We start from the raw sequence: 21040 nt of genomic DNA, 5'->3' as shown, positions 1-21040 counted from the left end.
TTGGATTCCCCTATTTAATCAGATATATTTAGGATTGACTAGATAGTGGGTGAGGAGTATTTTCTACTATGTCTTTCCACATTAAATACTGTTCCAGTGCTTGGCCGTTATCGATAATGTACTTAGCCTGGTATATTCCTTGTTCAATAGATTTGGCTTTTCCGCACAGCCAAATACGTACACCTGCGTTTAAAAGTACCGTATTGTAGTGGGGAAGATCGCCTTTTCCTTGCAATACTGATAAAGTCATTTCAGCTTGATGTTTGGCTGTCCATTTAATGTCTGGATATTCGACCTGCATTTCCAGAAGTTCAGGATCGATAACGAACCATTCTTTTTGTTCTTCTGACACCCAATATGCTCGAGTAATGCGTTCCACTGAGATGTCTTCTGAACCTTCCATCCCTTGTACAACGAGCCCTTTATGGACGCCAGTTCTTCGCAATAATTCAACTACTTTGTCTAGGACCGTTCCATGAAAAATACCGACTGTCATATAGGTTGAATCGGATAATCTTAGCATTTTTTCAACGGTATTTAGCAACGTTCTCATGCCGATCTCACTACGAATGTTACGCAAGCGAGCAAGTGGTGGACACCACTCTTCTGTAGGGACAAATAAAAATCCTGTTTTTTCAGCTGCTTTTATTAAGGCGTCAGAATCTAACTTATCTGTAGAAACTTCTAAAACATTTAATAGGTCGTATAAGGTTACACCATTTTTCGGTGGTAGAGTATGGCTACTGTGTAAGGTAACGGGAATACCTGATGCACACAAAACAAATGCGGTTGGAAAAGTAGCTAAAAATGAGTTTCTTCTTCCATCGTAGGGACCAGCACAATCGAGACTTCCTGGAATCGGATGTATGAGGCTTTGTGAGCGGCAGACGTCGATAAATGCAATCATTTCGTCTGTCGATGCCATTTTTATTCGTTCAGCAATGAAAAAGGCACCCATTTGTACTGGTGTAGCTGTACCATTAAATATTAACTCAGCTACCCGAAGTGATTCATCGTATGTTAAATCTCTTGCTCCTCTTTTACCGCGACCTACTTCTTTTAGAAAGGATTTCATCATTATATCTATCTCCTTTATTCGGCTATTAAAATTTGGTATGCGTTTATAATTGACATCGCTACATCGACCATCCGTTTCCGTTCGTCCATAGCTTGCTTGCGAATAAATTCGTATGCTTGTGGTTCAGAAATTTTTTTCATTTCGCAAAGGATTGCTTTCGCTTTTTCTAGATGTTTGCGTTCTTCTAATTTAGAAAGTAATAGTTCTCTTTCTTTTTGCCATTGTATTCGCTCAAGGTAGTGCTTCGAACATAAGTAAAGGGACCAATGTAATTCACTGTCGGTCATTTTTGAGCTTACTAAGGAGTCAATGTTTATATCTAATTCACATTTTTGTTCGGACTTGGGATCATCGTGAACCCACCAGATTAATGGCAAGGAACGATGAGCAAGGCATTTTTTTGCCGAATTTTCTATATTTACAACTGTAGAGCAAATAATGAGAGCGTCCACTTGTTGAATGAAAGCACTTACGGCAGATATATCTTTAGTTTTAATTACATGATAACCAAGATCTTGCAATCTGCCCCCAATGTTTGATGGATCAGTTGGTTTGTAATAGTCTTTAAGTTCAGGGCCCATGAACAAGAGAAAACGGTCAATCATCCAACATTACCTCCAATATCATCAAATATTTAGCACGTGTAATATATTTGAAGTTTCTTTATCTAATTAGTTTGTAGTGAAAATCTTTGTCTTACTAAGGATTATACCAACGCAATAGTGTTAACGTTAAAAATATGTTATATTTCCTCGCACGCTTTATTGACGGAATTTTTAGATTGTTATAACATCAGTTTTAAGAAACAGCGACGTTCAATGGTTGACCGTCCACGAACACACTGACGTGTTCAGATGAATGATAAAAAAGCTTTCAGCCTATTGAAATTTGGATTAGATAATTGGCGTTCTATATAGTGATTCCATCAATGGGGGTGGAATACATTTTCGGCAACGGAGCCGCAAAGGATAATAAATACCTTTGTGGCTTTTTATATTCTGGAGTAAAAAGAGGAACCCAGATATTTATGACTCAATCTCTGAGCCTAAAATCAATCAAATACAAACAAGTCATTATTACACAGTCAATATTAAAAAAATGAGAGGAAGTGGTGCGGGTGAGTTCAGACCTTTTTTGAAGAAAGAGTAACCATATTTGAATAGGGAGCTAGGTTACGGATGTATTAAAGTATATTATATTAGGGGGCAATTATAATGAAGGTGACAGAGTTATTTCAGTTTAAAAATGAACAAATCAAGATTTTACACTTTACGTGGTTTGCATTTTTTGTTTCTTTCTTTGCATGGTTTAGTATGGCGCCATTAGCGACAACGATGATGGAAGATATGGGGTGGTTAACACCGCAACATATTGCAGCTTTAGGGATCTGTAATGTAGTACTGACAATACCTGCTCGAATTATTATCGGTTCATTATTAGATAAATATGGTCCGAGAATTGTCTATTCTGGTTTATTGGTTGTCATGTCTATTCCAGCGGTTGTATTTGCTTTTGGTGATACATGGTCACAATTAATGATTTCACGCCTCATCCTTGGTAGTATCGGAGCTAGTTTTGTGATCGGGATTCGTATGGTTGCAGAATGGTTTCCTCCCAAAAATGTAGGATTTGCTGAAGGAATATATGGTGGTTGGGGGAACTTTGGTTCTGCTGCGGCTGCTATGTTATTGCCATGGTTTGCTTTAACGTTATTAGGAGGGGATAATGGGTATCGATATGCTCTTGCTTTTACAGGTGTAATTTGCTTTATCTACGGAATTATTTACTTCATTTGTGTAAGGGATACTCCTGAAGGTAAAGCGTTAGTTAAACCGAAAAAAGCGTCTGCTCTTGAAGTGAGTAGCTGGGGTGATTTAGTACAACTCATCTTATGGACTATTCCACTTGGTGCAGCGGTAGGAATTAGCTCATGGAGATTAAATGGACTTGGATTTATTTCGGATACAGTGATTAATATGATTTATGCAGTCATTGTAGGTGTTCTTATTTTTCAAGTTTTCAATATTTTGAAAGTAAATATTCCAAGACTTAAAAAAGGTGTTCCAGAAGAAGATAGATATAAGTTTAAAAACGTTGGTGCATTAAATAGTACGTATTTTGCCAACTTTGGTGCTGAGCTAGCGATCGTTTCTATGTTACCGATGTTCTTCCAGCTAACATTCTCACTCTCAGCCTCACAAGCCGGATTAATCGCTGCTTCTTTTGCATTTATTAATCTAGTAGCACGCCCATTAGGTGGCTTTCTCTCTGATAGAATGGGAAATCGACGTAAAGTAATGCTCGTCTATATGCTTGGGATTACGCTTGGCCTGTTTGGAATGGGGATGATGAACTCTAGTTGGCCGCTAGTGTTAGCTGTTGCAATTACGGTCTTAACCTCAGTATTTGTCCAGGGAGCTGAAGGTGCAACGTATTCAATTGTTCCTATGATCAAAAAACGTGTAACAGGACAAATCGCTGGAATGGCTGGTGCGTATGGTAACGTTGGGGCAACTGTTTACTTAACGTTATATACGTTTGTAACACCACAACAGTTTTTCTTTATCCTTGCATCAGGTGCATTAATTAGTTTTGTCGTTTGCTATTTCACGCTTGAAGAGCCAAAGAATTCATTCGGAGAAGAATACTATTTAACGGATGATGAACTACAGCAGCAAGCAGAAGCAGATGCTGCACTTCAAAGAAAAGCGCAATAATATGGATGTGACCGTTTTAATTTTTCGACGACATAGACCATCCTGTTTTTGAGAGATTAGTTGCCTATTATATTAAGTAAATGTAACTTCACGGCAATTTTAGCCAATGAAAAATAAAAGTCTGTTTTGATAAAAATCAGGGTTTTTCCTGAATTACAATCCCTCCTAAAAAGTATAGAATAAAAGAAAAAGATAGTAGTGGGGATGTAATCGGTTATGGAAACTGAATTATTATCAGAGTTGAATATTAAAACATCAAGTGATTTTTCAGGTATTGCTTTAGTAGCTCCAATAATTCATCAAATCTATTGGAGAAGTGCAATAGGTAGTATTAACGATAGATATAAGGAAATGCGAAAAATGTACGGGAGTGGCTTAGTCGGTGCAGTCGTGCGCCACGGGCGACTTATAATAATTGATAATAATGATAAAGACGCAGCTCAAAAACGATTACAGTCTCCAATTATGCTTGCAGAAAGATTATACTCTGCAATTGCTGCACCAATCTTTAGTGAGCAAGAAGTAATAGGGGTTTTACTTGTAGGAAGTCGTTCAAACCGAACTTATTTTGCCGATGACATCCAATATGTTTTAGCTATGACAAAAGAAATTGCCTCATTATTAGAGATTGAAAACAAGCAAAAAAAGTAGACTCTGGGTTTATTTTGATAATTTCCAATACTTTCAAGGCGACTCACTTCCCATCTAAACAATAGTTTAGATGGGAAAGTCGCTTTTTTTTGTTATTTTACCATGAAACGAAAGAGTGTTGAACGTTGTCTAACGTTGTCTAGAAATCTTTAAATGATCTAAAGTTGAAAATAAAAGTCAAGAAGTTGAAAATAAAAGTCAAGAAGTTGAAAATAATTGGCCTGAATTTGAAAATAAATTATCATAAGTTGAAAAAAAATTATCCAAAGTGATTGATCTTTTCACTTTGGACGTCATTAGTCGGGTTAGTGATTTAGTTCTTGGTTAGATTAAATGGTTTATTTCATTTATTACACAATCCCCATTATAACAGTAATATGGGCTAGTCTCTTATCCTTACTTCAAAAATACATTTCTAATGTTACAATATTTGTTATATGATAAAAAAGAGAATAGTCTTATAAACACAGTTTTAATGTGATATATAGTTGAAAGGGGAGGCGTGTATGATTAAGCTCCTAATTGTTGATGATCATCTTGTGGTCCGTTCTGGGTTAACTATGCTCCTAAATGGAAAAAATAATATAGAGGTAGTTGGAGAAGCGGCAGATGGAGATGAAGCGATCCGTCAGGCTCAAAAACTACAACCCGATGTCATTTTAATGGATTTAAGCATGCCACATGGTAAAGGGGGCTTAGAAGCTACATCAGAAATTAAACAGAAGGCTCCTGAAATTTCCATACTAGTATTGACGATGCATGATGATGATGAATACCTTTTTAATGCTATTCATGCAGGAGCTTCTGGTTATATTTTGAAAAGCTCGCCTCATGAAGAGTTACTAGAAGCAATACAATCCGTAGCGACAGGAAATGCGTACTTAAACCCGACAGCTACAAAACGACTGATGAGTGAGTATATGGGCAATTTAAAAGATGGGGGTAACTCTAAGTCTTTTGAAACGCTATCTCAACGGGAAAAAGAAGTACTCGAATGGATTGCCAAAGGTTATTCTAATAAAGAAATAGCAGAGAATCTAATCATTAGTGTAAAGACTGTTGAAACACATAAGAGTAATATTATGGAAAAGCTTCAATTTAAAACTAGACCTGAATTAGTGAAATACGCATTAAAGAAAGGACTGCTTAACTTTGACTAAAGAAGGAGCCTTTGACAGTCAATATGAAGTTAGTAAACAAAATGAAGACAGTCTCTTGCTTCAGATTGATAGTCATATCGAAGATCATAAGTTTCGTGATGAATTAAAGCGTTCTCTAAAAGAATTAACAGACCTTAGATTCGCATTAGATGAATCCTCCATTGTAGCGATTACAGATCCTAAAGGTAAAATCAAATATGTTAACGAGACATTTTGCAAGATTTCAAAGTACAATAAAGCTGAGTTAATCGGACAAGATCATCGAATTATAAATTCTGGTTATCATGACAAAGCATTTATGAAGAACTTATGGGATACGATCTCATCAGGAAAGGTATGGCATGGCGAGATTAAAAATAAAGCTAAGGATGGATCCTTTTATTGGGTGAATACTACGATTGTTCCTTTTTTATCACGTACCGGCGAACCATACCAGTATTTAGCGATACGTAATGAAGTGACTCAGTTAAAAAAAGCAGAAGAAGAAATTAAGGTTATGATGAATCGTGTCATGGAAATCCAGGAAGAGGAACGTAAACGTTTTTCACGTGAACTTCATGATGGAATAGGACAAAGTCTTTTTTCATTAATTATCCATATGGATCGGATGATGAGTGAGCAAAACTATTCTTCGATAGAGAAACTTCGTAATGAAGTTTCGGGAATAATGGAAGAGGTAAGAAGTATGGCTTGGGATTTACGTCCTTCTTTGTTAGATGACCTTGGAGTAGTTCCTGCTATTCACAGGCATATTGAAAAATTCTCGCAGTACTATGGCATTACCGTCCATTTCAAAAGTAATTTGCGTCATCGTTTAACTATGCAAAAAGAAACTTCGATTTATCGAATCATCCAAGAAGCATTAACGAATATTGCAAAATATGCAAATGTATCAGAAGCAAATGTGGATTTGATAGAAAAGGACGATACAGTTGAAGTTTCAATTATTGACAAAGGAATGGGCTTTAATAAAAATGACCTAGGAAAAGGTGTAGGTCTTTTTAGTATGGAAGAACGTGCAAGAAGTATTAATGGCAATTTTAACATTCAGTCTGAAATAGGAATAGGGACAGCGATTACATTAATTGTGCCAAAATAGGGAAGCGGCTGTCACAAAAGGAGACGAACAATTGGCGTAGGATAAAAATTTCATAAAATATGAAATTGCTTTGTAGGGAATCCCCTGATCTTAAAAAGTGCGGTTTTTCATTATGGTTCGAACTGACTACCTTTGCAGTAAGGTAGTCAGTTCTTTTATATCCATTCATTACTCTTTTTTCTTAGTCAGTATTCTTCAAATATAGGGGATATGGATAACATAAAATTCAGGATATTTCCCGATAACAATTATCTGAAATCATTGTTAATATTTAGACAGTTACAACAAATGTCTGTTGTTGAATTAGAAGTTTACCTAAATTTTAAACTTAATCACTATTAACTCGAATAATTGTAAGGAAGGGGTTGCGTAAAATGCTCACTCTTATAGGAACATTTTTATTCTGTTACATACTATTAACGGTGCATCATAGTAAACTCTCAAAAAATTAATCGTTGTATTCAATTAAAAAAGATCACCAGCCCAAATAAAGCGTTTCGGTGCATGTTTAATAATATCTAAGTCTGCCAAAATGTCACTGGAGTTAACATCAGACAAGAACTCCTTTGGACATTAAATAATTTTCGACCTCTTTAAATGTTTCTACAGGTACGTATGGAATATTTCTTTCTCGCAGCATTTCCTGCAGGCCATTTTTAGCGAATGTTAAGTCAGCGTAAGCTGCAGGGTGGCTGTCTGGTTCACTATCACCAATAAAATAGACCTTAGCGTACTCTTTCTTTAACTCTTGAATAACTTTTGACTTATCAATCCCGTATCGCTTTGAAAAATGTGGATGTGTTTCATCAATGGTCAAATGAATGTTTTTTTCTTGAAAGTAGCCTTCGTTTGAAAAGACTTTGACGTCTTTGATCCCGTGTTTTTTTAATAAATGATCAATGTAATAATTAGTGCCAGCGCTTAACACATAAAAATCACCGTTGGATTCTTGTACTTTTCTAACAAACTCCGGAACACCATTATCAATTGGAATGGATAATATATCTTCAATTATTTTATGTTCATCTTGATGGATCGACGAGAAAACGGTTCGTAAAAAATCGATATCTAGAACTTCCTCTGCTTTCCACCTCTTAAAAAGTCCACGTCCTTCTGGAAAATACTTTTCAATTACTAACCAATAAAAATCTTGATTGGAAATCGTCCCGTCAAAATCAGATACAAATGCCCATTTATTCATGTTTTTCAGCTCCTAATGTAGTTTGTATTGTAGTTTGTACAATAACTATTTTTTCAATTAAATGTTCATAATACAACGCAAACTTTGTAAAGAATTATTGACTTTATTTTTCTATAGAAGAAGAGGTGTTACGCAAACCAAGAATAAGTAATAAACCCCCATTTATAGAAGCTAAATAATTAGAATCTTAAAATTTTAGAATATTCATTGTATTGAAGGATATAATGCATTATAATTACATTAAAGAAGTATATAATGCTTCTTTTGAAGTGAGGGGAGACAATATGAACGAAAAAAAGTTAATCAAAACAATTAAAGAAAGGTTTTCTTCGCTATCACCTGGTCAAAAAAAAGTGGCTGAATATCTAATTCAGCATATGGATCAAGGTGTATTACTTACAGCGTTTCAGGTTGGACGAAAGGTTGGAGTAAGTGAAACTACTGTCATTCGGCTAGCGTATGCACTTGGCTTTAGTGGTTATTCTCAAATGCAGGAAATACTTCGTGAAGAGTGGCTTTTACATAAAGACTTAGTGATTGGTAAGGGTGAGGTTGTATCAGAGGGCAATGGAGAAAATATCTTTGAGAAAGTGATTGATCAGGAAGTCCTTATTTTACAGCAGTTATTGAAACAATTAAAACGAGATGAAGTGTGGAAAGCTATAAATTCAATTATCAAAGCAGATAGAGTATATATTGGTGGATTTGGAAGTTCATATGCTGCGGGCTACTGGTTTTATTATGCTTTAAAACAATTAAGAGGAAATGTATTTCTCTCAAACCCAAATGGATTTACCCCTGAAGACATTTTTGAACTAAATGAAAATTCTGTCGCTATCGTTTTTTCTTACCCAAGATATAGAAAAGAAGCTCTTAATCTTGTAAACATGGCAAAAAAACAACTAGCTACAGTTATTTCTATCACTAATTTACAACTCTCACCTATAGGTCAGTTAGCGGATATTACACTAACGACAGAGGAGCATATGAATTCTGGTCACCATTCTATTGCATCAGTAATCAGTTTACTAGAAATTATTATTGCCGGAATACAGGATCAAAATAAAGAAAGCATAGCACTGCGTCAACAAAAATTAGAACAGCTTTATACGGATCAAGAGTTATTTCTAGAGTAAATAAAAAAAGCTCGAATTTATATCATAAAAAGAAGAGGTGGAATGAAAATGAATGAACAAGTTAAGGTAAAGAAGAACATTGAGGAAAAACCATTTGCTACCAACGATTACTTGAAGTTTCTAATCCCTTCCCTCATCGGAATTATGTTATTTATGATACCAATCTCTTCAGAGGATGGTATTACAATTCCTGTTGCCTTTCTAGCTAATCAAATCAATTCAGTTCTCGAAAATGCAATTCCTACTATTATTATAGCTGTCATGTCGCTTTCCGTTATCGGCTCTTTCATTGCATTAGTATTTAAACCGAAATTTATTATAGAAAGTGTATATTTTAATAAATTATTAAATGTCAGTAAGTTTTGGTTTGTAGCAAGGCTCTTAGGAATGGTTTTTGCGATTATTACTCTTTATGAATTAGGTTTTGAATGGATATTTTCAGAAAATACTGGTGGTCTATTAATTTATGATTTAATTCCAATACTATTTACAACGTTTCTTATAGCTGGTCTATTTTTACCCCTTCTTTTAAACTTTGGGTTACTGGAATTTTTTGGGGCTTTGCTAATGAAATTTATGAGACCTGTTTTTAAATTGCCAGGTCGATCTTCATTAGATTGCTTAGCATCTTGGGTTGGAGATGGAACAATCGGGGTGTTATTAACGACTAAGCAATATGAGGAAGGGTATTATACAAAGCGTGAAGCAGCAGTTGTTGCAACTACATTCTCCGTTGTTTCAATTACATTCACCATCGTTGTTATTTCTTATTTAAACCTAGAAAACTATTTTATACATTATTATTTAACGATTATTTTTGCAGGTCTCGTTGCCGCCATTATCATGCCACGAATTCCCCCGCTATCTAGAAAGGCTAACTCTTGTTATGAAGAGGCTACAATAAAAGTAGAAGATTCCCTACCTGCTCATATTTCAACGATGAAATGGGGAATTAATCAGGCCGTAAAAAAGGCTCAAACAAATGAACGCGTATCAAAGATCTTTAAAGATGGATGTCAAAATGTCTTGGATATGTGGCTTGGCGTACTTCCAATCGTTATGGCAATTGGAACTGTAGCGTTGGTTACTGCAGAATATACACCGGTTTTCACGATTCTTGGGAAGCCATTTGAACCAATCCTAACCTTGATGCAGGTACCTGAAGCACAAGCAGCTGCTCAAACAATGGTTGTAGGCTTTGCAGATATGTTTTTGCCGGCTGTTATCGGAAGCGGGATCGAAAGTGAGTTAACGCGCTTTGTTATTGCTTGCGTTTCTGTCACACAGCTTGTTTATATGTCTGAAATGGGCGGCTTATTATTAGGATCTAAACTACCAATTAGCATTAAAGATCTTATCTTGATTTTCTTAATTCGTACGATCATAACTTTACCAATCGTTGTCGCGATTGCTCATTTAATTTTTTAAATAGAGTGATTAAGGTGAGGGGGAGGAAATTTTAAATGTCAATGGAGCTTGACTATTTTATTGACCAGCAAAAAAAAGAAATTCTTCAAACTTATCAAGAGCTGCATCAGCTTGCGGAACCTAGCTGGAAAGAAGAAAAAACCTCTGCTTATATTAAAAATAAGCTATTAAATGCTGGCCTTAATGTTCGAACTTTTGACGAACATTTTGGCTTAGTTGCTGAAATTAAAGGGATGAAAGAGGAGGTTATTTCGATTCGGGCGGATATGGATGCATTAGTTCAAGAAGTCGATGGAGTTGTCCGTTCAAATCATTCCTGTGGTCACGATGCACATAGTACGATGGCTTTATTTACTGCGATCACGTTACGAGAACATTATCCGCTTCCAACGAACACCATTCGAATTATTTTTCAGCCTGCTGAAGAAAAGGCTGAGGGGGCATTGCAAATGCTGAAAGATGGTGTGCTTCAAAATGTTAAATTTCTTGGTGGAATTCATTTACGACCAGTGATGGAGATCCCATTTTCGAAGGCTGCACCTGTAATTTTACATGGGTCAACGGCTTGTATCAAAGGTGTGATAAAAGGGTTTCCAGCTCATGCTGCAAGACCTGAGGCAGGAAATAATCCGATTGAAGCTGCAGCCCTATTAATACAAGCTATTAAAAAGCTGCGTATAAAGAGTGATTTCTCTTATTCTATTAAAATGACAGAACTGCATGCTGGAGAGTCATCGAATTCCATTCCAGAGACCGCTCGATTTACTCTTGATCTTAGAGCAGCATCCAATGATCTAATGTCAACACTGATTGAAGAAGCCCAACATATCATTCAAACCGTATCAAAGCTGACTGAAACAGAAATAGAATCAGGAGTAGAGGAGTATTCTCCTGCTGCTGTTAAAAATGATGAAGGTATACGTCTTGCTGAAAAAGCTATTGTCTCAGTTCTCGGGGAAGAAAACTTAGTACCAAGTTGCGTATCTCCAGGTGCAGAAGACTTTCATTTTTATACCTTGAAAAATCCTGCTCTTTCAGCAACCATGATTGGATTAGGTTGCGACTTAAAGCCTGGATTACATCATCCAAACATGACGTTTAATTCAGATGCCTTATTATATGGAATAAAAATACTGACGCAACTGTTAATAGAAGCAGATCGAAAACAGTGGTAGTCCTTACTATTTTTAGAAGGAAGGAGAGAAACCTTGACTAATCCTATTCTTTCATCGATCTCAGTTCGAGATCTTCAAACGATAACAGAATTAGAAAGTGTCCGTAATTTAGAAGCATTAATTTGGAGTCATAAAGAATCTACCCCCATCACTCAAGTCGTAGCTACTGTAAAAAATGGAGGGTTTGTTTTGGGAGCCTTTCTAAAAGAGGAGCTAATTGGCTTCCAATATAGTTTTCCAGGTTTTGATGGTAGAAAAATATATCTTTATTCTCATACCTTAGGGATTCATCCTAAGTATCGTAAATGTGGGATTGGTGAAAAGCTGAAGCGGGCTCAAAAAAAAGTAGCGATAGAAAAAGGCTATGATCTTATTAAATGGACTTATGACCCATTAGAAACGGTGAATGGGAACTTGAATCTTCATAAACTAGGGGCAATATGTACTACATACCTTGAGAATGTTTATGGAGAAATACCAGATCAATTAAATTCAGGAATTTCTTCGGATCGCTTTTTAGTCGAATGGAGTACTAAGCAATCAATAATGCAGTCTAAAAACCCACTGAAAACCAATGATTACCCTTTAACCATTCAAACGATCAATCAAAATGGTTATCAAATCCCAGTAAGTGTGGATTTAAAGCAAGATCAAAACGAATTATGGGTTCCAGTTCCTTCTAATTATCAAGAACTTAAAAAAGAAGATTTTGCTATTGCTCTTAAGTGGCGAGAAGTAACACGTCAAGTCTTTACTTATTATTTATCCCTAGGTTGGATTGTAAATGATATCGTTAGGGACTTTGAAAACCAAAATCAATACTTTTACCACTTGGAAAAACAGCATACAAGGAGATAAGATAAATGGAAATTAAGCAGATTATTTTAAGGCAAATCAAAATGGAATTATTAAACCCGTTTACAACAAGTGTGGGGACTGAAATCGATAAAGACTTTATTCTAGTTGAAGTGAATTCTAAAAGTGGTTTATCGGGTTGGGCAGAATCTGTATCCATAAAAGAACCAATATATAATGAAGAAACCGTAAAAACCAACTGGCAGATCATGAGTGATCATTTAATTCCGTTAATTTTTCAAACTGCTATTCAACATCCTGATGAGGTTTCAGAACGGTTTAAGCCTATTCGAAGAAATTTTAATGCAAAAGCTGCACTTGAAGGGGCGATATGGGATCTTTATGCTAAAGAACAAAATATGCCTCTTTCAAAAGCATTGGGTGGAGTAAAAGATAAAGTTGAAGTAGGCATAAGTGTAGGTATCAAAAGGTCGGAACGAGACACACTTTTTGAAATTGAAAATTACTTAAAACAAGGTTATAAACGAATAAAAGTAAAGATTAAGCCTGAGTGGGATTATCATATATTAAAGGCGATTCGCCATGAGTTTCCTAAGATTGAATTAATGGCAGATGCTAATTGTGCTTATACATTAAATGATACTGATCATCTTCAGACTTTAGATGAATTTGATTTAATGATGATTGAACAGCCTCTAGATTGTGATGACATTATAGATCATGCAAAATTACAGGCAAAGCTAGCCACACCGATATGCCTGGATGAAAGCATTCACACCGTTGAAGATGCGAGAAAGGCAATTGAGTTAGGAAGCTGTAAAATTATCAATTTAAAAATAGGGCGTGTTGGTGGATTAACCGAATCTAAAAAAATTCATGACCTATGTCAAAAGAACAATGTCCCAGTATGGTGTGGGGGAATGCTTGAGGCTGGAATTGGCAGAGCACATAATATTGCAATAACGTCGCTTGCAAATTTTACTCTACCAGGTGATACCGCACCTTCCTCTCACTATTGGAAACAAGACATTATTGAACCAGAAGTCACTATGACAGAAGGTTATATTCATGTGCCTACTAGTGCTGGAATTGGTTTTGAATTAAATAGAACGAGGATTGAGGATTTGACTTTGTATAGTAAGTCATTTTATCCCTCTTTAAATTAGTGCAGCTAAATAATTTCTACATGCGTAAGTTGAAGTATGAATGGGGTTTTGTTGTTTACTTTTCTCCTTTCTTGTTTTCATCGAGTTTTTTTGAGACAATAGGATACGAATTTAAACTACGTGATGTAGAATAATTTCAATTTTAACGTTTTGAAAAGAGGGTAAGAAATGAATAAAGAATCCATCTATGGATTAACATTAGAGCAACTGACGTCATGGCTTATGGATCATGGGCATAAGAAGTTCCGTGCCCAACAAGTATGGGATTGGTTATATCGCAAACGGATAACCGATTTCTCTGAAATGACGAATATAAATAAAGAGTGTATTCAATTATTAGAAGATCACTTTGTAATTCACACATTACGAGAGCACGTTAAGCAAGAGGCGGCAGATGGTACGGTTAAGTTTTTGTTTAAATTACAAGATGGAAACTTAATTGAGACAGTCTTGATGCGACATAAATACGGATTGTCTGTATGTGTGACAACACAAGTTGGCTGCAACATTGGCTGTAGTTTTTGTGCAAGCGGACTATTAACGAAGAGTCGTGATTTATCGAGTGGCGAAATCGTCGAACAAATTATGAATGTTCAGCACCATCTCGACCAAGCAGGACAAGATGAAAGAGTAAGTCACATCGTCGTAATGGGAATTGGAGAGCCGTTTGATAACTTTGACAATCTTATTTCCTTTTTAGAAATCATGAAAGATCAGAAAGGTCTTGCTATCGGTGCAAGACATATTACCGTATCTACAAGTGGCCTTTCTGATAAAATTTATAAATTTGCAGATTTAAAATTACAAGTAAACTTAGCGATTTCATTGCATGCACCAAATAATGAGCTTAGAACGAGAATTATGAAAATTAATCGAGCGATTCCGATTGAGAAGTTAATGAAAGCGATTGATTATTATCTCGAAAAGACAAATCGCAGGATCACATTAGAGTATATTTTATTAAAAGATGTAAATGATCAACGAGAACATGCTCAAGAGCTTGCTGATCTCATCGGGGATCGTCGTAAATTAGCTTATGTCAACCTAATTCCATATAATCCAGTTGATGAGCACAGTCAGTATCAGAGAAGCTCACGTGAAGCGGTAATGGCATTCTATGATACATTGAAGAAAAATGGTATTAATTGTGTTGTACGGCAAGAACATGGTACAGACATTGATGCTGCTTGTGGACAGTTAAGAAGTAAGCAAATTAAACAAAATCAGAACTAATGAAGATATGAAAGAAGCCTGTATCAATGATTTATGTCATTAATACAGGCTTTTATATTTGGATTAAAATTAAATTTAAGTGTTAATCTCACAGAAAGCATATTGATTATCGACATGTGAACATATTAACGTCTTTAACTCTTGCTCAGACGCTTCATAAAACTGACGACCATCAGGCATTTTATAATGTTGGTTTTTTATAAGGGAATCGATAAGCTGTTCTTTATCGACTAGGTTTTTTGTTACAAAAGACATTATTATAACCCCTCTCATGTAAACGCTTTCAATTATATTGTAGTACCTTTTGGTATCATTGTCAAACTATTGGAAAGATTTCATCCTAAGTAAAATTGTGAAATATTGTTTATGAAGGTTCAAAAATAGACCTTGTATTAAGCGAGAGATTTTATACCAATCATTTTTTTACACAACCTAAATTATTACATTTTTCGCAAAAATCCTGTGTTATAACTAGTATTATATTAATAGAATGGTTGTTTGAGTGATAGAGCTAGGTTGTAAGAAGTGGCTTCATATTCCCCTCATAAAATAATACTATATTTTACAAAATGATAAATAAATGAATGCCACTATTTAACACTTTGTATAGTGTAATAGCCTAGAAATATAAGTAAAATTAACTCAAACTTCAAAATATTCAGTCATATAATATTCGAGCTAGAAGAGAAGGGAGGTACATATATAGAAATTTAAAAGTAGGGAGTAGTGTAACAAAAAAATATGTAAACGCTTACAAACCGAATGAAGTTTTACTTTATAAATGAATTGAAATATATAGGGGGTATGAACAAATGTCAGATCACGTAAAAATTGGACTAATTCAAGCTTCTAATGATGTACATGGAGATGAGCCTGTTGAGCTTCATAAAGAAAAAGCGATTGAAAAACATATAAAGCTAGTTAGGGATGCAAAAGAAAAAGGCGCTCAAATCATCTGTTTACAGGAAATTTTTTATGGCCCATATTTCTGCTCTGAACAAAATTCTAAATGGTATGATGCAGCAGAAGAAATACCGAATGGTCCGACAACAAAACTCTTTCAGGAACTAGCGAAAGAACTAGGTGTCGTTATTGTTCTACCAATCTATGAGCGAGAAGGAATTGCAACGTATTATAATACAGCAGCTGTCATTGACGCTGATGGATCTTATTTAGGTAAATATCGTAAGCAACATATTCCTCAAGTTGCAGTTGGTAATGAAGGGTGCGGCTTCTGGGAGAAGTATTACTTCAAACCAGGAAATTTAGGCTATCCAGTATTCGATACGGCGTTTGCGAAGATTGGTGTTTACATCTGCTATGATCGTCATTTCCCAGAAGGAGCTAGATTACTAGGGCTAAAAGGAGCTGAAATCATCTTTAATCCATCAGCAACAGTAGCTGGCTTATCTGAATACCTTTGGAAGTTAGAACAACCTGCTCATGCGGTAGCGAACGGATATTACGTTGGAGCCATTAACCGTGTTGGAGTAGAAGCTCCTTGGAACATGGGTGAATTTTACGGTCAATCCTACTTAGTAGACCCACGAGGTAATTTCGTTTCGATTGGAAGCCGGGACCAAGATGAGGTCATTATAGGTGAAATGAATAAAAAGCTTATTCGTGAGGTAAGAGACACTTGGCAGTTCTATCGTGATCGCCGCCCAGAAACATACGAAGAAATGACATCTCTTCTTCCGTAAAATTAAAACATAAGGGGGACCTTCCACTTTGCTTTAAGGTACCCTCTAGTTTCAAAAAGATAATCTTTTCAATAGTACATGGCATTCGGATACTCAAGATGAATACAACTAAATTAAAAAGCAAGATTTCCCGACTGAAGAAAGTTTTACTTTATTTTGTAAAGGAGGCACTTCTATTGAATCTGAGGAACTCTACACAAATATCGTTATCTGAGCTAGAGAACAACTTTCAAGAAGTACATCCAGGCCTATCCAATCAAGAAGCAATTGAAGAGGCTAACCGCTGTCTATATTGCTATGATGCTCCCTGTATTACCGCTTGCCCTACCGGAATAGATATCCCCACATTTATTAAAAAAATCGCTTCAGGAAATTTAAAAGGTTCTGCAAAAACAATTATGACATCCAATCCAATAGGTGCAAGCTGTGCCCGAGTTTGTCCAACAGAGGAACTTTGTGAAGGGGCCTGTGTCCTAAATCATTCTACAAAACCGATTATGATCGGTAATTTACAAAGATTTGCAACTGATTGGGCGATAAAAAATGAACAAGTACTATTCAAAGCAGGTCAGAGCAATGGCAAAAAAGTAGCTATTGTTGGTGGAGGACCGGCTGGGATATCTGCTGCCCGTGAATTAGCACTTTTAGGCTATCAAGTGACGATTTTCGAAGCGGAAAAAGAAGCTGGTGGTTTGAATACGTATGGAATTGTTTCATTTCGATTACCGCAATCGATTTCGTTTTGGGAAGTAGATCAAGTAAAAAGCTTGGACGTAGAAATACGTACGAATACGAGAGTAGGAAAAGACATAGCTGTGAGTGAGCTAATAGAAAATTACGACGCTGTTGTTTTGGCAATCGGAATGTCAAGTGTGCCAGAGCTCGGCATTGATGGAGAAAATCTGGACGGTGTCTATGATGCGATTGAGTTTGTAAAAGCAACTAAAGATAAAGTTTCAGAGCGTTTTGTAGGACAGCGTGCAGTCGTTATTGGTGCAGGTAACACGGCTATCGACGGTGCGACATGTTCAGTACGCCTTGGAGCCGAAAATGTGAAGATCCTTTATCGTAGAACAGAAGCTGAGATGACAGCTTATGACTTTGAATATGAGTTTGCGAAGCAAGATGGCGTAGAGTTCCGCTGGTTAACTGCACCAAAGCGAATTATTGGCGATGAAAATGGAAAAGTAACAGCCATTGAGTGTATTAAGATGGAATTAGGGGAGCCAGATGAAGGTGGGCGAAGACGTCCTGTCCCTGTGGAAGGCTCAGAGTTTATCTTGCAAGTAGATGCTGTAATTAAAGCAATTGGACAATCACGTTACATTCAATTGATTGAGCAATTCGGTCTTGAACATGATGCCGGAGTCGTAAAAATCAATAAAGAAACCTTCCAAACATCGAATGAAAAAGTATTTGCCTGCGGAGATGTTATTTTTGGCAAGGGCCAAGGAGAAGCAATGGTTGTTTCTGCGGCGCAACAAGGAAAAGAAACTGCATATGCAATCCATAAGCAATTGTTTAAGCAAGTAACAGAAACTGCGTAAAGTATAAATCGAGGAGGTTGTATTCATTATGGCTGATTTACGAATCAATCTTGCAGGAATAAAGTCGCCGAACCCATTTTGGCTCGCCTCGGCTCCTCCAACGAATTCAGGCTACCAAGTTCAACGTGCGTTTGAAGCCGGATGGGGCGGAGCTGTTTGGAAAACATTAGGGGATCCGATTTTAAACGTATCCTCACGCTTTGCTGCTGTAAGCTTCAATGGTCAAAAAGTCGCCGGCTTTAATAATATAGAGCTCATTACAGACCGCCCGCTCGAAGTTAATTTAAAAGAAATTTATGAAACGAAAAAGAGGTTCCCTAACCACGCGATTATTGCGTCATTAATGGTAGAACCGAAGCAAGAAAAATGGCATGAGATTGTAAAACGGGTAGAGGATGTAGGGGTTGACGGACTTGAGTTAAACTTTGGCTGTCCACACGGTATGGCAGAACGAGGTATGGGTTCTGCTTCTGGTCAAGTTCCAGAATTAGTCGAAAAGCAAACGTATTGGGTAAAGGAAGTAGCACAAACGCCTGTCATCGTTAAGCTTACGCCAAACATTACTGATATTACAGTAACTGCTGAAGCAGCGGTACAAGGTGGGGCTGATGCGATTAGTATGATTAATACAATTAACAGTTTAGCAGGTGTCGATATTGATACATGGAATACAATTCCACATGTCGCGGGTAAAGGTGCTCACGGCGGCTATTGTGGGCCAGCTGTGAAGCCAATCGCTCTAAATATGGTGGCCGAATGTGCGAGGAATCCACGTATTAATGTACCAATCTCAGGTATCGGCGGAATCTCTAACTGGAAAGATACGGTGGAGTATTTACTCATGGGTGCAACAGGGGTACAGATTTGTACAGCCGCGATGCACCATGGCTTCCGAATCGTAGAAGATATGATTGAGGGACTATCAAACTATTTAGATGAAAAAGGGATCGCTTCACTAGATGGAATTATTGGAAAATCCGTAGAAAGATATTCTGATTGGGGAAATCTTGATCTTAATTATAAAATTGTTGCTAGAATCAATAATGATGTTTGTATTAACTGTAATAAATGTCATATTGCCTGTGAGGATACATCGCATCAGTGTATCGATATGTTAAAAGACGGTAATGGGAACGGCTATTTAAAAGTTCGTGAAGAAGACTGTGTTGGCTGTAATCTCTGTTCGATCGTTTGTCCTGTTGATGGAGCAATTGACATGGTAGAACTGCAAAGTGAACAGCCACCAATGACTTGGAACGAGCGTCAAGCGGCGATCGGCTCTGTCCAAAGCTGTGAAGTAGATATAATCAAGTAAATAAGTAATAGAGTAATAGGAGGCGTAGGAATGAAAAAAATCGTTAAAAATGGGATCATCGTAACAGCAACAGATACGTATCAAGCGGATTTACTCATTGATAATGGAAAGATAGCAGCGATCGGCCAGGATTTCCCAGTAGGTGGAGCGGAAGTAATTGATGCTAAAGGTTCCTATGTATTTCCAGGTGGAATTGATCCTCATACACATCTAGAAATGCCGTTTGGAGGAACAGTATCAAAGGACGATTTTGAAACAGGTACGATTGCGGCAGCTTTTGGGGGAACAACGACCGTTATTGATTTCTGCTTAACGAATAAAGGCGAGCCAATGCAAAACGCGATCCAAACATGGCACGCAAAATCAAAGGATAAAGCAGTTATTGATTACAGCTTCCATCTTATGATTGGTGAAATCAATGAGGATGTACTAGAAGAACTTCCGGTGGTTATGGAAGAAGAAGGAATTACCTCATTTAAAGTATTTATGGCGTATAAAAACGTCTTTCAAGCCGATGATGGAACATTGTTTCGAACACTCATTGCAGCTAAAGAGCTCGGTGGCTTAGTGATGGTTCATGCTGAAAATGGGGATGTGATCGAGTATCTAGTTAACAAAGCGCTCGAAGAAGGAAACACCGATCCGATCTACCATGCTCTGACTAGGCCACCTCAAGTGGAAGGCGAAGCGACTGGAAGAGCGGTTGAGTTAACAGGGCTAGCCAATTCCCAACTGTATGTAGTTCATGTTTCGTGTGCAGAAGCAGTTGAAAAGATTGCTAACGCAAGAAGAAAAGGCTATGATGTGTGGGGTGAAACATGCCCTCAATACCTCGTACTTGATCAGACGTATTTAGAAAAGTCTGATTTTGAGGGGGCAAAGTATGTTTGGTCACCGCCACTTCGAGAAAAATGGCATCAAGACGTTCTATGGAACGCTTTAAAAAACGGAGACTTACAAACACTAGGCTCTGACCAATGCTCGTTTGATTTTAACGGTCAAAAAGACTTAGGAAAAGGAGACTTTTCTAAAATTCCTAACGGTGGGCCAATTATTGAGGATCGTGTAAGTATTCTCTTTTCTGAAGGAGTTAAAAAAGGCCGAATTACCTTAAACCAATTTGTTGACATTATGGCAACTCGGAATGCTAAATTATTTGGGTTATATCCACAAAAAGGAACTATTGCAGTCGGTACAGATGCAGATCTTGTTATTTTTGACCCGAATGTTGAAAGGACGATTTCAGCAGAGTTCCACCATATGGCTGCAGATTATAATCCATTTGAAGGGATGAAAGTTACGGGAGAACCTGTATCGGTGTTATCGCGGGGTGAGTTTGTTATCCGTGATAAGCAGTTCGTTGGTAAACTAGGTAAAGGTCAATATTTAAAACGAAGACGATACAATACGCCGTCAAATGTTACAAATAAAGTCATCAATTGAAGAAGCTTTGAATGGTCAAGAAATAAAATAACAATTGCTTGGCTACTGGCTGTCATGGTCGAGCAATTGTCTTTATAAAGTGAAAATTCATTTATTTTTTGGGGTTATGTATCGCCCACTAAATGTTAGTTAAGTGGAGTAAATAAAACAGTTGACCCATCGTCGATCTGTC

The 21040-nt window shown here is 36.8% G+C and carries 18 protein-coding genes; 14 read left to right on the top strand and 4 right to left on the bottom strand.

Annotated features, from left to right (window positions below; all coding sequences use genetic code 11):
- Positions 1-28: 28 nt before the first annotated feature.
- The gene (locus J0N78_RS15990) at positions 29-1078 is read right to left on the bottom strand and encodes an anthranilate phosphoribosyltransferase (protein ID WP_209124116.1); all 1050 of its coding nucleotides are present in this window, start codon (positions 1076-1078) and stop codon (positions 29-31) included.
- Positions 1079-1092: 14 nt separating this feature from the next.
- Positions 1093-1683: an ANTAR domain-containing response regulator gene (locus J0N78_RS15985; RefSeq protein WP_209124115.1), complete on the bottom strand. Its 591-nt coding sequence runs from the start codon at positions 1681-1683 to the stop codon at positions 1093-1095.
- Between the two features lie 609 nt (positions 1684-2292).
- Between J0N78_RS15985 and J0N78_RS15980 the strand changes: the two genes are divergently transcribed.
- From J0N78_RS15980 to J0N78_RS15965, 4 genes are all read left to right on the top strand, one after another.
- Positions 2293-3795 carry a NarK family nitrate/nitrite MFS transporter gene (locus tag J0N78_RS15980; protein ID WP_209124114.1) on the top strand — a complete coding sequence of 501 codons (1503 nt, stop codon included), beginning with the start codon at positions 2293-2295 and terminating at the stop codon, positions 3793-3795.
- Positions 3796-4011: 216 nt separating this feature from the next.
- Positions 4012-4446 (top strand): GAF domain-containing protein, encoded by a 435-nt coding sequence (locus J0N78_RS15975; protein ID WP_209124113.1) that lies wholly within the window; start codon positions 4012-4014, stop codon positions 4444-4446.
- 506 nt (positions 4447-4952) lie between these two features.
- On the top strand, positions 4953-5606 hold the full coding sequence (locus J0N78_RS15970) for a response regulator transcription factor (RefSeq protein ID WP_247747368.1): 654 nt from the start codon (positions 4953-4955) through the stop codon (positions 5604-5606).
- Positions 5599-6705 carry a PAS domain-containing sensor histidine kinase gene (locus tag J0N78_RS15965; RefSeq protein WP_209124112.1) on the top strand — a complete coding sequence of 369 codons (1107 nt, stop codon included), beginning with the start codon at positions 5599-5601 and terminating at the stop codon, positions 6703-6705. Before J0N78_RS15970 ends, J0N78_RS15965 begins: the two co-directional genes overlap by 8 nt.
- 550 nt (positions 6706-7255) lie before the next feature.
- Here J0N78_RS15965 and J0N78_RS15960 read toward each other — a convergent pair.
- Positions 7256-7906 carry an MtnX-like HAD-IB family phosphatase gene (locus J0N78_RS15960; protein ID WP_209124111.1) on the bottom strand — a complete coding sequence of 217 codons (651 nt, stop codon included), beginning with the start codon at positions 7904-7906 and terminating at the stop codon, positions 7256-7258.
- A gap of 284 nt (positions 7907-8190) precedes the next feature.
- Between J0N78_RS15960 and J0N78_RS15955 the strand changes: the two genes are divergently transcribed.
- The 6 genes from J0N78_RS15955 (at position 8191) to rlmN (ending at position 14860) form a co-directional block, all read left to right on the top strand.
- The gene (locus J0N78_RS15955; RefSeq protein WP_209124110.1) at positions 8191-9042 is read left to right on the top strand and encodes a MurR/RpiR family transcriptional regulator; all 852 of its coding nucleotides are present in this window, start codon (positions 8191-8193) and stop codon (positions 9040-9042) included.
- Between the two features lie 48 nt (positions 9043-9090).
- Positions 9091-10470, top strand: a complete 1380-nt coding sequence (locus J0N78_RS15950) for a YjiH family protein (protein ID WP_209124109.1) — start codon at positions 9091-9093, stop codon at positions 10468-10470.
- A gap of 35 nt (positions 10471-10505) precedes the next feature.
- Positions 10506-11645, top strand: coding sequence for an amidohydrolase (locus tag J0N78_RS15945; protein ID WP_209124108.1), 1140 nt, complete (start codon positions 10506-10508; stop codon positions 11643-11645).
- A gap of 33 nt (positions 11646-11678) precedes the next feature.
- The gene (locus J0N78_RS15940; RefSeq protein ID WP_209124107.1) at positions 11679-12503 is read left to right on the top strand and encodes a GNAT family N-acetyltransferase; all 825 of its coding nucleotides are present in this window, start codon (positions 11679-11681) and stop codon (positions 12501-12503) included.
- Positions 12504-12508: 5 nt separating this feature from the next.
- Positions 12509-13627, top strand: a complete 1119-nt coding sequence (gene menC, locus J0N78_RS15935) for an o-succinylbenzoate synthase (RefSeq protein ID WP_209124106.1) — start codon at positions 12509-12511, stop codon at positions 13625-13627.
- A gap of 168 nt (positions 13628-13795) precedes the next feature.
- Positions 13796-14860 (top strand): dual-specificity RNA methyltransferase RlmN, encoded by a 1065-nt coding sequence (gene rlmN / locus J0N78_RS15930; protein ID WP_209124105.1) that lies wholly within the window; start codon positions 13796-13798, stop codon positions 14858-14860.
- Positions 14861-14935: 75 nt separating this feature from the next.
- Here the strand turns inward: rlmN and fbpA are convergent, their stop codons facing one another.
- Positions 14936-15115 carry a Fur-regulated basic protein FbpA gene (fbpA, locus tag J0N78_RS15925; RefSeq protein ID WP_209124104.1) on the bottom strand — a complete coding sequence of 60 codons (180 nt, stop codon included), beginning with the start codon at positions 15113-15115 and terminating at the stop codon, positions 14936-14938.
- A gap of 557 nt (positions 15116-15672) precedes the next feature.
- Between fbpA and J0N78_RS15920 the strand changes: the two genes are divergently transcribed.
- The 4 genes from J0N78_RS15920 (at position 15673) to hydA (ending at position 20868) form a co-directional block, all read left to right on the top strand.
- Positions 15673-16563 (top strand): nitrilase-related carbon-nitrogen hydrolase, encoded by an 891-nt coding sequence (locus J0N78_RS15920; protein ID WP_209124103.1) that lies wholly within the window; start codon positions 15673-15675, stop codon positions 16561-16563.
- Positions 16564-16739: 176 nt separating this feature from the next.
- Entirely contained in the window at positions 16740-18110 is a 1371-nt protein-coding gene (locus J0N78_RS15915; RefSeq protein ID WP_374193917.1) for an NAD(P)-dependent oxidoreductase, read from the top strand.
- A gap of 28 nt (positions 18111-18138) precedes the next feature.
- Positions 18139-19425 carry an NAD-dependent dihydropyrimidine dehydrogenase subunit PreA gene (gene preA / locus J0N78_RS15910; protein ID WP_209124101.1) on the top strand — a complete coding sequence of 429 codons (1287 nt, stop codon included), beginning with the start codon at positions 18139-18141 and terminating at the stop codon, positions 19423-19425.
- Between the two features lie 30 nt (positions 19426-19455).
- Positions 19456-20868 (top strand): dihydropyrimidinase, encoded by a 1413-nt coding sequence (hydA, locus tag J0N78_RS15905; protein ID WP_209124100.1) that lies wholly within the window; start codon positions 19456-19458, stop codon positions 20866-20868.
- Positions 20869-21040 lie beyond the last annotated feature (172 nt).

It is taken from the genome of Alkalihalobacillus sp. BA299 (genome assembly GCF_017745675.1).
Taxonomy (GTDB): Bacteria; Bacillota; Bacilli; order Bacillales; family Bacillaceae_F; genus Alkalihalobacterium.
This window is presented reverse-complemented; position numbering and strand designations above follow the sequence as displayed.

Excerpts from the sequence above, each read along its gene's own strand:
- J0N78_RS15975 (WP_209124113.1), top strand. The coding sequence starts at position 4,012 with ATGGAAACTGAATTATTATCAGAGTTGAATATTAAAACATCAAGTGAT.
- fbpA (WP_209124104.1), bottom strand. The coding sequence starts at position 15,115 with ATGTCTTTTGTAACAAAAAACCTAGTCGATAAAGAACAGCTTATCGAT.
- J0N78_RS15960 (WP_209124111.1), bottom strand. The coding sequence starts at position 7,906 with ATGAATAAATGGGCATTTGTATCTGATTTTGACGGGACGATTTCCAAT.
- menC (WP_209124106.1), top strand. The coding sequence starts at position 12,509 with ATGGAAATTAAGCAGATTATTTTAAGGCAAATCAAAATGGAATTATTA.
- J0N78_RS15970 (WP_247747368.1), top strand. The coding sequence starts at position 4,953 with ATGATTAAGCTCCTAATTGTTGATGATCATCTTGTGGTCCGTTCTGGG.
- J0N78_RS15985 (WP_209124115.1), bottom strand. The coding sequence starts at position 1,683 with ATGATTGACCGTTTTCTCTTGTTCATGGGCCCTGAACTTAAAGACTAT.
- rlmN (WP_209124105.1), top strand. The coding sequence starts at position 13,796 with ATGAATAAAGAATCCATCTATGGATTAACATTAGAGCAACTGACGTCA.
- J0N78_RS15980 (WP_209124114.1), top strand. The coding sequence starts at position 2,293 with ATGAAGGTGACAGAGTTATTTCAGTTTAAAAATGAACAAATCAAGATT.
- preA (WP_209124101.1), top strand. The coding sequence starts at position 18,139 with ATGGCTGATTTACGAATCAATCTTGCAGGAATAAAGTCGCCGAACCCA.
- J0N78_RS15955 (WP_209124110.1), top strand. The coding sequence starts at position 8,191 with ATGAACGAAAAAAAGTTAATCAAAACAATTAAAGAAAGGTTTTCTTCG.
- hydA (WP_209124100.1), top strand. The coding sequence starts at position 19,456 with ATGAAAAAAATCGTTAAAAATGGGATCATCGTAACAGCAACAGATACG.
- J0N78_RS15950 (WP_209124109.1), top strand. The coding sequence starts at position 9,091 with ATGAATGAACAAGTTAAGGTAAAGAAGAACATTGAGGAAAAACCATTT.
- J0N78_RS15920 (WP_209124103.1), top strand. The coding sequence starts at position 15,673 with ATGTCAGATCACGTAAAAATTGGACTAATTCAAGCTTCTAATGATGTA.
- J0N78_RS15990 (WP_209124116.1), bottom strand. The coding sequence starts at position 1,078 with ATGATGAAATCCTTTCTAAAAGAAGTAGGTCGCGGTAAAAGAGGAGCA.
- J0N78_RS15945 (WP_209124108.1), top strand. The coding sequence starts at position 10,506 with ATGTCAATGGAGCTTGACTATTTTATTGACCAGCAAAAAAAAGAAATT.